General features: G+C 69.8%; 13 protein-coding genes and 1 tRNA gene. 10 read left to right on the top strand and 4 right to left on the bottom strand.

The window, feature by feature from the left end; translation table 11 throughout:
• Positions 1 to 25: 25 nt before the first annotated feature.
• Positions 26 to 535: a transcriptional regulator LdtR gene (gene ldtR, locus MKK53_RS24705; protein ID WP_243931609.1), complete on the bottom strand. Its 510-nt coding sequence runs from the start codon at positions 533 to 535 to the stop codon at positions 26 to 28.
• A 192-nt stretch (positions 536 to 727) separates the two neighbouring features.
• A complete protein-coding gene (locus MKK53_RS24700) occupies positions 728 to 1,186 on the bottom strand; it encodes a DUF6163 family protein (protein ID WP_243931607.1) in 459 nt (152 codons plus the stop codon).
• 251 nt (positions 1,187 to 1,437) lie between these two features.
• On the opposite strand from MKK53_RS24700, the gene hemB reads away from it, so the two are divergent.
• The 9 genes from hemB to MKK53_RS24655 all read left to right on the top strand — a co-directional run bounded on the left by hemB (position 1,438) and on the right by MKK53_RS24655 (position 10,343).
• On the top strand, positions 1,438 to 2,493 hold the full coding sequence (gene hemB / locus MKK53_RS24695) for a porphobilinogen synthase (RefSeq protein WP_243931605.1): 1,056 nt from the start codon (positions 1,438 to 1,440) through the stop codon (positions 2,491 to 2,493).
• Between the two features lie 25 nt (positions 2,494 to 2,518).
• Positions 2,519 to 2,887, top strand: coding sequence for a hypothetical protein (locus MKK53_RS24690; protein WP_243931603.1), 369 nt, complete (start codon positions 2,519 to 2,521; stop codon positions 2,885 to 2,887).
• A 68-nt stretch (positions 2,888 to 2,955) separates the two neighbouring features.
• Positions 2,956 to 3,441 carry an RDD family protein gene (locus MKK53_RS24685; RefSeq protein ID WP_243931602.1) on the top strand — a complete coding sequence of 162 codons (486 nt, stop codon included), beginning with the start codon at positions 2,956 to 2,958 and terminating at the stop codon, positions 3,439 to 3,441.
• Positions 3,442 to 3,604: 163 nt separating this feature from the next.
• Entirely contained in the window at positions 3,605 to 4,351 is a 747-nt protein-coding gene (locus MKK53_RS24680) for an arginyltransferase (protein ID WP_243931601.1), read from the top strand.
• 166 nt (positions 4,352 to 4,517) lie between these two features.
• Positions 4,518 to 5,825, top strand: coding sequence for an adenylosuccinate lyase (gene purB, locus MKK53_RS24675; RefSeq protein ID WP_243931600.1), 1,308 nt, complete (start codon positions 4,518 to 4,520; stop codon positions 5,823 to 5,825).
• 57 nt (positions 5,826 to 5,882) lie between these two features.
• Complete coding sequence (locus MKK53_RS24670; protein ID WP_243931599.1) at positions 5,883 to 6,737, top strand: D-amino-acid transaminase; 855 nt, start codon at positions 5,883 to 5,885, stop codon at positions 6,735 to 6,737.
• Positions 6,738 to 6,956: 219 nt separating this feature from the next.
• Positions 6,957 to 7,301 carry a hypothetical protein gene (locus tag MKK53_RS24665; protein ID WP_243931598.1) on the top strand — a complete coding sequence of 115 codons (345 nt, stop codon included), beginning with the start codon at positions 6,957 to 6,959 and terminating at the stop codon, positions 7,299 to 7,301.
• Positions 7,302 to 7,432: 131 nt separating this feature from the next.
• Positions 7,433 to 8,725, top strand: coding sequence for an adenylosuccinate synthase (locus MKK53_RS24660; protein WP_243931597.1), 1,293 nt, complete (start codon positions 7,433 to 7,435; stop codon positions 8,723 to 8,725).
• Between the two features lie 151 nt (positions 8,726 to 8,876).
• On the top strand, positions 8,877 to 10,343 hold the full coding sequence (locus MKK53_RS24655) for a histidine kinase (protein ID WP_243931596.1): 1,467 nt from the start codon (positions 8,877 to 8,879) through the stop codon (positions 10,341 to 10,343).
• Between the two features lie 87 nt (positions 10,344 to 10,430).
• Here MKK53_RS24655 and rpoH read toward each other — a convergent pair whose 3' ends face one another.
• Positions 10,431 to 11,321, bottom strand: a complete 891-nt coding sequence (gene rpoH, locus MKK53_RS24650; RefSeq protein WP_243931595.1) for an RNA polymerase sigma factor RpoH — start codon at positions 11,319 to 11,321, stop codon at positions 10,431 to 10,433.
• Between the two features lie 224 nt (positions 11,322 to 11,545).
• The gene (locus tag MKK53_RS24645) at positions 11,546 to 12,541 is read right to left on the bottom strand and encodes an RluA family pseudouridine synthase (protein ID WP_243931594.1); all 996 of its coding nucleotides are present in this window, start codon (positions 12,539 to 12,541) and stop codon (positions 11,546 to 11,548) included.
• 71 nt (positions 12,542 to 12,612) lie between these two features.
• Here MKK53_RS24645 and MKK53_RS24640 point away from each other — a divergent pair.
• Positions 12,613 to 12,688: transfer RNA gene (locus MKK53_RS24640), tRNA-Glu, on the top strand.
• Positions 12,689 to 12,814: the final 126 nt, after the last annotated feature.

The raw sequence follows: 12,814 nt of genomic DNA, 5'->3' as shown, positions 1-12,814 counted from the left end.
GGTCTTCCTCCGTGGCCGGCCTGTCCTAGAGGCGGTAGCGGATCTGGTCGGTCCAGAAGCGCTCCAGACGGGTCAGGGCACGGTTCAGCCGGTCGAAGTCATCGTCGGAGATGCCGCCGATCGGGGCGATGGTGCGGGAGTGCTTGTCGTAGAGCTGCTGCACGATGTCGTGGATCTGGCGGCCCTTGTCGGTCAGGCTGATTCGCACCGAGCGCCGGTCCGTCTTCGAGCGGGCGTGATGGAGGTAGCCGGCCTCCACGAGCTTCTTGACGTTGTAGGACACGTTCGAGCCGAGATAGTAGCCCCGCGTCCGCAGCTCGCTGGCGGCGAGCTCGCTGTCGCCGATATTGTAGAGGAGCAGCGCCTGGACGCTGTTGACGTCCTCCCGGCCCCGGCGCTCGAACTCGTCCTTGATCACGTCGAGGAGCCGGCGGTGCAGGCGCTCCACGAGGTGCAGGGCCTCCAGGTAGGCGTTGTGGGGGGCGGCCGTCTCTTCGGAGGCGGTGGGCTTGGTGCGGGCGGACTGGCTCTTCATCGATGCAATCCCTGACGGATCCTGCGGTGATCGTGTTGTCCGTCACCGCTTATGTTGGCAAAGCTATCCGACGGGAATGAAAGACGATTTAAGCGGCAAGATGAATTCGCGATTTACCTGTGTCAGTAAAGACAAACTGAATGGATTAAAGGAAGATTTCGTTCACTCTCGTCGCTGGAGCCGGCGCCGTGCTCAGCGGCTCTCTTTGGCGGCGAGATAGGAGAGCAGGAAGTAGATCAGCATGACGAGGACGCCGAAGATCAGGAGCGGCGTCGAGACCGGGACGAGCTGCGGGGTCAGCACCGCGAGGGTGAGGCCCGACGTCACCGCCAGAAGCCAGATCACCCCGCCCCAGGCGCTCGTCAGCCACAGGCCGCTGGCGGCCACGGCGTCCACCACGGCGAAGTAGACGATGGCCGCCTGCCGCCCGAACGGCTCCGCCTCGAAGGGCTGGGCGCCGGGCCTGACGTCGAGGATCGTCGCCCAGGCGAAGACGGCCTTGGCGAGCCATGCCAGAGCGGTGAGCCGCATGAACCAGACGAGGGCGGTGTCCCAGGTGCTCGGCGGCGGCGAGGCGTCGCGCTCGATCCGGTCGCCGAGGAGGCTGCCCGGCCGGGCCGGTTTGCTGCGCAGTGGGATCAGGCCGCGCATCGGCGCCAGTTCCGCTCAGATGTCACGTCGCTCTGCTCCCGGTGCGGCGGCCCTTCCCGGCCGGGTTGAACCCCTTTGCCGACGCGGCGTCAACGTGCGGCAGGCCTGCCCTGCGGTGGGTCGCTTGGGTCGCTCCTGCCCGCCGTGCTAGGCGGTGGCGGCGGATGGCAACGGCCTCCGCTTGCCTGTCGCGGCCGTCCCGCGGGAGCCCCCCGCGCGGTCGCCTTTTCGAGCCCCGGACACCCGCGCGCATGTCGGACAGAAACCCGGAACCTCGCCCCCTCGCCTACGCCGCCGTCCGCGAGGACCGGAGCAGCGGGAGCCTCGGCCTCACCCAGCGCCCGCGCCGCAACCGCAAGGCCGAGTGGTCGCGCCGGCTGGTCCGCGAGCACACCCTCACCGTCGATGACCTGATCTGGCCGATGTTCGTCATCGATGGCGACGGCAGGCGCGAGCCGGTGGCCTCGATGCCCGGCGTCGAGCGCCTGACGGTGGACGAGATCGTCCGCGATGCCGAGCGGGCCGTGCGCCTGGGCATCCCCGCCATCGCCTTCTTCCCCTTCACCGAGGTGAGCCTGCGCGATCCGGTGGGCTCCGAGGCCCTGAACGCCAACAACCTCGTCTGTCGCGCGGTGCGGGCGGTGAAGCAGGCCTTCCCGGAACTCGGCGTGATGACCGACGTCGCCCTCGACCCCTACACCAGCCACGGCCATGACGGGCTGATGAAGGACGGGGCCATCCTCAACGACGAGACCGTGGCGGTCCTCGTGGAGCAGAGCCTGATCCAGGCGGAGGCCGGCACCGACATCATCGCCCCCTCCGACATGATGGATGGGCGTGTCGGCGCGATCCGCCGGGGCCTGGACAAGGCCGGGTTCCTCGACGTGCAGATCATGGCCTACGCGGCCAAGTACGCCAGCGCCTTCTACGGCCCCTTCCGGGACGCGATCGGCACCCGCAGCGCTTTGGTCGGAGACAAGCGCACCTACCAGATGGATCCAGGCAACTCCGCCGAGGCCCTGCGCGAGGTCGCCCTCGACCTCGAAGAGGGGGCGGATTCGGTGATGGTGAAGCCCGGCCTGCCGTATCTCGATATCATCCGCCGGGTCCGGGACACGTTCGAGGTGCCGACCTTCGCCTATCAGGTGTCGGGCGAGTACGCGATGATCGAGGCCGCCGCCCGCAACGGCTGGCTCGACGGCGACCGGGCGATGGTCGAGGCGCTGCTGGCCTTCAAGCGCGCCGGGGCCGACGGCGTGCTCACCTACCACGCCCCCCGGGTGGCCGAACGCCTGCGCGCGCTCTGAACTCGTTGAGGGCGGCGGGTCTTCCGTGAGGCGCGTGCATCGCTGGTTCCTGGCCGGCGGGGTCGTCGCGGGTTTCTTCGGGGGGCTCGCCGCCTGTCAGGACACCCTCCGGCGTGACCGCGTCGCCAGCTGCCGCCGGGCGCTGCCCGCGGTGGCGACGGGGGGGGACATCCGCTTCCAGGGGGCGGGGCCCGGGTCCGCGTCCGGCACGGTCCGGGTCGACTTCGCCGAGGGCAACCGCCCGCACCGGATGACCTGCCGGTTCGACGGTGCCACGGGGCTGGTGGAGGTCGCCCTGGACGGCGCCGCCCTCTCCGGCCCGGCCCTCTACATGCTCAAGCGCTACTACCTCGACACGCCGGACGCGGCCGCGGGCGATCCGGCCCGACCGTGAGGCCGCCCTTGCGGCGGAGGGGGCCCACGCCCACTTTGGGATCGCTGCACCGCTTGCAGGGTATACCGATGTCCGATCCCCGTACCGCCTTCGCCGACCGTCCCGCCGCCACCGCCTTCGGGGGATTGCCGATTCCCTACGTGCGGGCGAGCCTCGGCGGCCGCACCGTCGCCTACCTCCTCGACATCCTGTTCATCCTCGGCTTCACCGCCCTGCTCACCATGGCGATCACCGTGATCGGCCTCGTGACCTTCGGGCTGGGCTGGACGCTGTTCGCGGTGCTGCCGGCGAGCGGCATCATCTACAGCGCGATCACCGTGGGTGGCCGGCGGCAGAGCACCATCGGGCAGCGGCTGATGGGCCTGCGCGTGGTGGCGCCGGAGCGCGGCACCCCGGTCGATATCGTGACGGCGGCCGTGCACGCGCTGCTGTTCTACGTCGCGGTCTCCACCTTCCTCCTGTGGTGCCTCGACGTCGCCTTCGGTTTCGTGCGCGCCGACCGGCGCCTCGGCCACGACGTGCTGCTCGGCCTCGCCGTTATCCACGAGCGCTGAGGGGCGGTCCGCCGGTGGCGCGGCATCGGATCGCGTCGCCGTCGCGCGGGAGTCGCGCCATTTTGCCGGGTGCCGAACGTTCAAAGGCATTGAGCCGGGCCGCGACCCCTGTAGACTGTCTCGCGGCGCGGTATCCGAGCTGGCGCCGAGGTCCCGACGAAGCGTGACGAGCCACCCGCGCGACACCCCGCAATTCTACCTCACCGCCCCCTCGGCGTGCCCCTATCTGGAGGGACAGGAGGAGCGGAAGGTCTTCACCCATCTAGTCGGGCGCCGCGCCCGGGATCTGAACGAGATCCTCACGCAGGGTGGTTTCCGGCGTTCGCAGACCATCGCCTACCGTCCGGCCTGCGAGACCTGCCGTGCCTGCATCTCCGTGCGGGTGGTGGTGGACGACTTCGTGCCGAGCGCCAGCCACAAGCGGGTGTTGGCGCGCAACGCCGACCTGGTCGGCGCGCCGGAGCAGAACCGCCCGGCCTCGGACCAGTACGCCCTGTTCCGCCGCTACCTGAACGCCCGGCACGACGATGGCGGCATGATCGACATGACCATGCTCGACTACGCGATGATGATCGAGGACAGCCACGTCGACACGCATCTCGTGGTCTACCGCCGCCACGGGCCGGACACGGCGATCACCGGCCGCGGGATGGGCGGGCCGATGGCCGTGTGCCTGACGGACGTGCTCTCGGACGGCCTCTCGATGGTCTATTCGTTCTTCGAACCGACCGAGGCCGGGCGCTCGCCGGGCACCTTCATGATCCTCGACCACATCCGCCGGGCCCGGCAGATGGGCCTGCCGTATCTCTACCTCGGCTATTGGGTCGATGGGTCCCGGAAGATGGACTACAAGGCCCGTTTCAAGCCGCAGGAGCGGTTGATGGGGCCGGGCTGGATCCGGGTCGAGTAGCGAATAGTCGGGGGTGTGGAGCGGGGTGCGATCCGCCCGATCCTCGTCCCTCGTTCGCGCCGCCTCGCGAGGCGGGCGCCGCCCTTCCCCGCAGTGACGCGCATTGAGGTCTGCCGCCGGCGGTGCTACCCGCCGACCATCCCACGACGGTCGAGTGCGCAGCCCGATGATTCCCCGCTATAGCCGCCCTGCGATGACCGCGATCTGGTCGCCCGAGTCGCGTTTCCGGATCTGGTTCGAGATCGAGGCACACGCCACCACGGCGCTCGCCGAGATCGGCGTGGTGCCGAAGGCGGCGGCCGAGAAGGTGTGGGAGATGGGTCGCAACGCGACCTTCGACGTCGCGCGCATCGACGCCATCGAGGCCGTGACGAAGCACGACGTCATCGCCTTCCTCACGCACCTCGCGGAGATCGTCGGCCCGGAGGCGCGCTTCGTGCACCAGGGGATGACCTCCTCGGACGTGCTCGATACCTGCCTCAACGTCCAGCTCGTCCGCGCCGCCGACATCCTGATCGCGGACGTGGATGCCCTCCTCGACGCCCTCAAGCACCGGGCGCAGGAGCACAAGATGACGCCGACCATCGGGCGCTCGCACGGTATCCACGCCGAGCCGGTCACCTTCGGCCTCAAGCTCGCCCAGGCCTATGCCGAGTTCCGCCGCAACCGCGCCCGCCTCGTGGCGGCCCGGGAGGAGATCGCCACCTGCGCCATCTCCGGCGCGGTCGGCACCTTCGCCAACATTGATCCGCGGGTGGAGGACTACGTCGCTTGCAAGATGGGCCTCGCCGTCGAGCCGGTCTCGACGCAGGTCATCCCCCGCGACCGTCACGCCATGTTCTTCGCGACGCTCGGCGTCGTCGCCTCCTCCCTGGAGCGGCTGGCGATCGAGATCCGCCACATGCAGCGCACCGAGGTGCTCGAGGCGGAGGAATACTTCTCCGAGGGCCAGAAGGGCTCCTCGGCCATGCCGCACAAGCGCAACCCGGTGCTCACCGAGAACATCACCGGCCTCGCCCGGATGGTGCGCAGCTACGCTCTGCCGGCCATGGAGAACGTGGCCCTCTGGCACGAGCGGGACATCTCGCACTCGTCGGTGGAGCGGATGATCGGCCCCGATGCGACGGTGACCCTCGACTTCGCCCTCGCCCGGATGACCGGGGTGATGGAGAAGCTGCTGGTCTACCCGGCCAACATGCAGAAGAACCTCGACCGCCTGGGCGGCCTCGTCCACTCGCAGCGGGTGCTGCTGGCGCTCACCCAGGCCGGCGTCTCCCGCGAGGACGCGTACCGGCTAGTCCAGCGCAATGCCATGCCGGTCTGGCGCGGCGAGGGTGACTTCCTGACCCTGCTGAAGGCCGACACTGAGGTCGCGCAGGCGCTCACCCACGAGCAGATCGAGGAGTGCTTCGATCTCGGCTACCATTTCAAGCACGTCGATACGATCTTCGCCCGGGTCTTCGGCCAGGCTTGAACCGTCGGCCCGGATCCTGCACCAGACACACTCCGCCAAAGCTTGAGGAAGAGTGCCGTGAGCGCGTCCCGCATCGTGTACCTGAACGGCGAGTTCTTGCCCTTCGAGGAGGCGCGGGTGCCGATCATGGACCGGGGCTTCCTGTTCGCCGACGGCATCTACGAGGTGTCGGCCATCCTGGACGGCCGCCTCGTAGACAACGCCGCCCACCTGGCCCGGCTCGACCGGTCGCTCGGCGAGATCGGCATTCGCAACCCCCACGATTCCGCGGAGTGGGAGCGCCTGCAGACCGAGCTGGTGAGCCGGAACGGCGTCACCGAAGGCCTCGTCTACATGCAGGTCACCCGGGGCGTGGCCGAGCGCGATTTCGGCTTCCCGCCCGCCGATACGGCGCCGACGGTGATGATGTTCACCCAGGCCAAGACCGTGGCGGCGAACCCCCTCGCCGCGAAGGGCGCACGGGTCATCACCGTCGAGGACCTTCGCTGGAAGCGCCGGGATATCAAGTCGGTGGCCCTGCTGGCGCAGGTTCTGGCGAAGCAGCAGGCCGTCGAAGCCGGCGTGTCGGAGGCCTGGATGGTCGAGGACGGCGCCATCACCGAGGGCTCCTCCTCCACCGCCTTCATCATCCGGGGCCGCACCCTGGTGACGCGGCCGCTCTCGACAGCCCTGCTGCCGGGCATCACCCGGGCCAGCGTGCTGCGGCTCGCCGCCGAGGCCGACCTCACGGTCGAAGAACGGCTGATCCCGGTCTCCGATGCCCTGGAGGCGACGGAGGCGTTCTATACCAGCGCCTCGGCCTTCGTGATGCCGGTGATCGAGATCGACGGCCGGCGAATCGGGGACGGCACGCCGGGGCCGCTGACCCGCCGCCTACGGGAGCTCTACCTCGAACTCGCCCGCGCCGGTTGAGGCGCGGACGCCTCGTCTCCCCCCACGTCATTGCGAGTGAAGCGAAGCAACCCAGGGCAGCGGGTCGTCTCAGGACGTAGCGCATCCCTGGATCGCTTCGCTGCGCTCGCAATGACGAAAGCGGCGAGGGAACCGACCCACCCGATTGCTGCCCGCGGAGGAACGGTTTGGCCTGCCACCGGTTTGGGTGGGACTCCATGCCCGATCAAGGAGGCCGCGTTGCCGAGCCTGTTCCGTCTCTCCAAAGTGCCTGCCGCCGCCCTCGCGGTGCTGCTGACCGGCGGGGTGGCGCTGGCCCAGAACCCCGACGCGCCGCTGCGCAAGCAGGACAGCGACCCCGCCCTGCCCCCGGCGGCGCAGACGCCCCCGGACCGGGTCCGGCCGAGCGCCGACGCCCCGCCGAACGACCAATCCCTGTCCGACAAGCTTCGGAAGAGCGATGGCGTCATCAAGCCCCCGGGGGATGCCACCGGCACGGTGGTGAAGCCCGACCAGAGTGGGTCGATGCCGGTCATCAAGCCCGGCGAACTGCCCGGCCGCACCCCCGGCACCGAGGCGAAATAGGCACCGTCGCCGACGTCGCCGGCGCCATGTCTGCTTGATTTCCCCTGCCGGATCGCGAAAACGGACTCCGAGCCCGCCATCCCGGATCACATCCGGGCCGCGCGGGGCAGTGACACGGGTTCAAGGCAGGCATGGCCAACGTCGTCGTAGTCGGCGCCCAGTGGGGCGACGAGGGCAAGGGCAAGATCGTCGACTGGCTCTCCGAGCAGGCCGACGTGGTGGTCCGCTTCCAGGGCGGACACAACGCCGGCCATACGCTCGTCATCGACGGCGTGACCTACAAGCTTTCGCTGCTGCCCTCGGGCGTGGTGCGCGGCGGGACGCTGTCGGTCATCGGCAACGGCGTGGTGGTCGATCCCTGGCACCTCGTGGAGGAGATCGCGCGGATCGGTGAGCAGGGCGTGTCGGTGACGCCGGAGAACCTGCGCATCGCCGACAACGCGACGCTGATCCTGCCGCTGCACCGCGAGCTGGACCATTACCGTGAGACTTCGAACGACGTCCTGAAGATCGGCACCACCAAGCGCGGCATCGGGCCGGCCTACGAGGACAAGGTCGGCCGCCGGGCGATCCGCGTGGTCGACCTCGCCGATGCCGACATGCTGGACACCAAGATCGGCCGGCTGCTCGCCCACCACAACGCCCTGCGCCGGGGCCTCGGCATCGATGAGATCGACGGGGCCGCCCTCAAGGCGGAGCTTCTGGCCATCGCCCCGAAGATCCTGCCCTTCGCCGACACGGTCTGGTCGCTCCTCGATGAGGTGCGGCGCAGCGGCAAGCGCATCCTGTTCGAGGGGGCGCAGGGCGCGCTCCTCGACGTCGATCACGGCACTTATCCCTACGTCACATCGTCCAACATCGTGGCCGCGCAGGCGGCCACGGGCTCCGGCCTCGGCCCCTCGGCGATCGGCTACGTGCTCGGCATCGTGAAGGCCTACACAACCCGCGTCGGCGAAGGGCCCTTCCCCACCGAGCTGACCGACGCCACCGGCGAGCGGATCGGCGAGCGGGGCCGGGAGTTCGGTGTGGTGACCGGGCGCAAGCGGCGCTGTGGCTGGTTCGACGCCGCCCTGGTGCGGCAGACCGTGCGCACCTCCGGCATCAACGGCATCGCGCTCACCAAGCTCGATATCCTCGACGGCTTCGAGACCATCCAGATCTGCACCGGCTATCACCTCGACGGCAAAGTGATCGACCACCTGCCCGCGAGCCAGGCGGACCAGGCCCGGGTCCAGCCGATCTACGAGGCGTTCGAGGGTTGGAGCGAGACGACGGCGGGTGGCCGGTCCTGGGCCGATCTGCCTGCCCAGGCGATCAAGTATGTCCGGCGCATCGAGGAACTGATCGGCGCACCCGTCGCCCTCCTCTCGACCTCGCCCGAACGGGACGACACGATCCTGATGCACAATCCCTTCGAGGATTGAGCCGCGCGGCGGCCATACCTGGTGATGGCGCCGGGCAATCGCCGCCTGCGGTATTGTACGGCTTGCGATTTGGTTAAAAGAAGCGTGGCAAGGAGGCGGCTGCGGGTTCAGCGGCAGCCGGAAGGGCGCCAAGCGGGCGAACCGGAGCAGTATGGCCGATTATTACCCGCTTCTGGCGAGGGCCCTCGACGCCCTTCCCGACCGTTCGCCCGGATTGCGGCGGGCGGTCTACGACCGGGCGCGGAACGCCCTGATCAGCCAGCTCCGCTCCCTCGAACCACCCCTGTCGGAAGACGATATCGATCTGGAGCGGCGCGCCCTCGATACGGCCATCGAGCGGCTGGAGGTCGAGCATGGGGGCATCCCCGCTCCGGCCAACGATGCGGCGAAGGAGCAGCCTGCCCCGTCCCCCCCGCCACCTTCGCCCCCGCCCGCGTCATCCCTGACCCCGGCGGACACCGTCGCTCCGCCCGCGCCGCCGCCCCCCATCGGGCCGGAATCCGAGCTTCCTGAACCCGTCTCCTCTCAGGTGGCCGGTCCCCCCCTCGAACCCGCGCTGCCTCCGGCCTCCTCGCCCCGGTTCGTGCTGACGCCCGAGCCCGCCAACGCGCAGCCGCGCGAGGCGGCGATCGCCATCGCCGCGCGTAAGCCCTCCACGGGGCAGGAAGCGGAGCTGGCGCCGGGCCCTGCCCCGGCCACGGAGCCCGCCGGGCTCGCCGACGACGGGCCGGACGCCGCATCCGACGGGGCTCAGGGCCGTCAGCGCCCGCGGATCGCCGTCGTGGCGCCGCGGAGCGGCCGCTCCAAGACCCTGCGCAACCTCGTCGTCGGGATCGTGCTCGTCGCCGTGATGGGCGCGATCGCCGTGGCGGCCTTCCTGCTCCGCGACAAGCCGCAGCTGGCATCGCGGGCGAGCACCGAGGCTTCGCAGCAGGCCAGCGACAATCCTGAGGCCAAGTTCAACGACCGGGTCGGCGGTGATCAGGCTCCGATGGAGAGGCCGAAGCCCAAGCAGGATGGGGCGGCGCCGAAGAGCGTCGCCTCCGCCGCCCCGCCGCCGCCCGGCGTCGCCGTGGCCAAGCGCGCCTTCCTCATCGAGGAAACGCCCGAGGGCGAGGGGGCCCAGCCGGTGACGAGCACGGGCCGCGTGACGTGGCGCCTCGACACGGTCGACGGCGAGCAGGGCCAGCCGTTGCAGACCACCGCGACGGCGACAGTGACGTACCCCGATGCGGGGCTCACCCTGACGATGACGATCCAAAAGAACCTCGACGCCACCCTGCCGGCTTCCCACACCGTCAGCCTGTCGTTCAGCGAGAGCGGCGCCGACGCCGCCTCCCGCGTCGTCCAGGATGTCGGCCTGCTCCAGGCCAAGGACGACGAGAACGGCCGCGGCTCGCCCGTATCCGGCCTGCCGGTCCGGGTGCGCGACAACCTGTTTCTCATCGGCCTGTCGTCGCTGCCCTCCGACGTCGAGCGCAACAGCGAGCTGCTGCTGCACCGGGCATGGTTCGATCTGGCGGTGCGCTACACCTCCGGCCGGCGGGCGGTGCTGACCTTCGAGAAGGGCCAGTCCGGCGAGCAGGTCCTCCAGCAGGCCTTCGACGCCTGGAAGTGAGGCCACCGACGTCCCGAACGCACGAAGCCGGCGGAGGGGCTCCGCCGGCTTCGTGCGTCATGGGGCTTGGTGCGTCTCAGGCGGTCTTCAATGGAGGGCGGCGGTGCGGGGGGCCTCACGCGTCGCCACGTTGCGCTTCACCGCCTCCTGCACCTTCTCGAAGGCGCGGACCTCGATCTGGCGCACCCGCTCGCGGGAGACGCCGAACTCGCCCGAGAGGTCCTCGAGGGTGATGGGGTCCTCGGCCAGACGCCGCGCCTCGAAGATGCGCCGCTCGCGGGGGTTGAGCACGCCGAGGGCGTCCCGGAGGGCGGAGAGGCGGTTCTGACCCTCCTGCTCCCGCACCAGCACGGTTTCCTGGCTCGGGGCGTTGTCCACCAGCCAGTCCTGCCACTCGCCCTCGCCTTCCTCGCGCAGCGGTGCGTTCAGCGACGTGTCGCCGGACAGGCGGCGGTTCATGTCCACCACATCCTGCTCCGGCACGCCGAGGCGGGTGGCGATGTGCGCGACCTGCTCGGGCCGGAGGTCGCCCTCCTCCAGGGCCGAGATGCGACCCTTGGCCTTGCGCAGGTTGAAGAACAGCTTCTTCTGGTTGGCCGTGGTGCCCATCTTCACGAGTGACCACGAGCGCAGGATGTATTCCTGGATCGCCGCCTTGATCCACCACATGGCGTAGGTGGCGAGGCGGAAGCCCTTGTCCGGATCGAACCGCTTGACGGCCTGCATCAGGCCGACGTTCCCCTCGGACACCACCTCGGCGATGGGCAGGCCGTAGCCCCGGTAGCCCATGGCGATCTTCGCCACGAGGCGCAGATGCGAGGTCACGAGACGGTGCGCAGCCTCACGGTCACCGCCATCGCGCCAGGACTTGGCGAGGGTGAACTCCTCCGTCGGCTCCAGCATCGGGAACTTGCGGATCTCGTCGAGGTAGCGGGAAAGGCCACCTTCGTTGGCGAGCATGGGCAGCGTACCGGCCATGTCATTCTCCTCAAACAGATCCCCCAGGCGGGCGGACGCGGTTGGCGTTGGGGACGCCCTTGAGCCGACCCCTCCGAGCGCCCAAGTAAGTCGGGCCGCCCGCTCGATCCCGTCGCGTCCCTGGCACGCTCACGTCGCCAACAACGCACGACCGGATCAGAAGGTCGAAAGATGGCACGAAGTGCCGCGGCCTGTCGTGTCCTTTCGCACGCCTTCCGGATAAATTACGTGTCCAGGGCAGCCTTTAGCGCCGCGAGCTCCGGCGGCAGCGCGCTCTCGAACCGCATCGTTTCGCCGGTGCGCGGATGGGCGAAGCCGAGGAGTTCCGCATGCAGCGCTTGGCGGCCGAGGGCGTCGAGGGCCGCCTTCGCATCCTCCGTCAGGCGCGCCGCCTTCGTCCGGAACGCCGCGCCGTAGACGGCATCGCCCAGCAGCGGATGGCCCCGGTGGGCGAGGTGGACGCGGATCTGATGCGTGCGCCCGGTCTCCAGCCGGCAGCGGACGAGGCTCGCCTCGCCGTAGCGCGCCAGCACCGCGTAATGGGTCACCGCATGGCGGCCGGTCTCGTCCGAGACCACCGCGATCTTTTCGCGGTTGTGCCGCGACCGGGCGAGGCTCGCCTGGATGGTACCCGCGGCGGGGCTCGGAGCCCCCCACGTGAAGGCGAGGTAGGACCGCTCCAAGGGGCCGGTGCGCCCGTGGTCGGCGAACTGCGCCGCGAGGCCGTGGTGGGCGAGGTCGTTCTTGGCGACCACGATCAGGCCGCTGGTATCCTTGTCCAGCCGGTGCACGATGCCCGGCCGTCGGACCCCGCCGACCCCGGACAGGCTCGCCCCGCAATGGGCGATCAGCGCGTTGACGAGCGTCCCTCCGGCGTGGCCCGGCGCCGGGTGGACCACGAGCCCCGCCGGCTTGTCGACCACCACGAGGTCGTCGTCCTCGTAGGCGATCACGAGGGCGATCGCCTCCGCCTCGGGCGTCGCGTCGGCGGGGGGCGGCAGGTCGAGGACGAGCCAGGCCCCGGCCGCGACCTTCACCGCCGGATCACGCACGATCCCGCCGTCGCGGGTGACGTGCCCCTCGCGGACGAGGTCCTGAAGGCGGGCCCGCGACAGGTCCGGGAAGAGCCCGACCAGCACCCGATCGAGGCGCAGGCCTCCCTCCTCCACGACACCGCTCCGCTCCTCACCGTAGTCGTCCACCCGCACCCACCCATTCATCGCACAATCTGCCGGAACGGCACTTGTGCCTCCGTCCCGGCGTCGCTATAGCACCTCAGCGCCGCCGGAAAGCTCCCATCGTCTAGCGGTCTAGGACGTCGCCCTCTCACGGCGAAAACAGGGGTTCGATTCCCCTTGGGAGCGCCAGCTTACTTTTAAGCTCCGGTGCATACTCAGCTTACAGAGCCAATGACGGCTTCGCCTCGCGGCGAGACCTCACCACATCTGGGTCTTTGACGCTTCGGCCATCCCTTCATCTTCGCGCGCCCCCTC

This window comes from Methylobacterium sp. J-076 (assembly GCF_022829405.1).
Classification (GTDB): Bacteria; Pseudomonadota; Alphaproteobacteria; order Rhizobiales; family Beijerinckiaceae; genus Methylobacterium.
The sequence above is the reverse complement of the archived record's forward strand: the minus strand, read 5'-3'. Positions and strand labels throughout refer to the sequence as shown.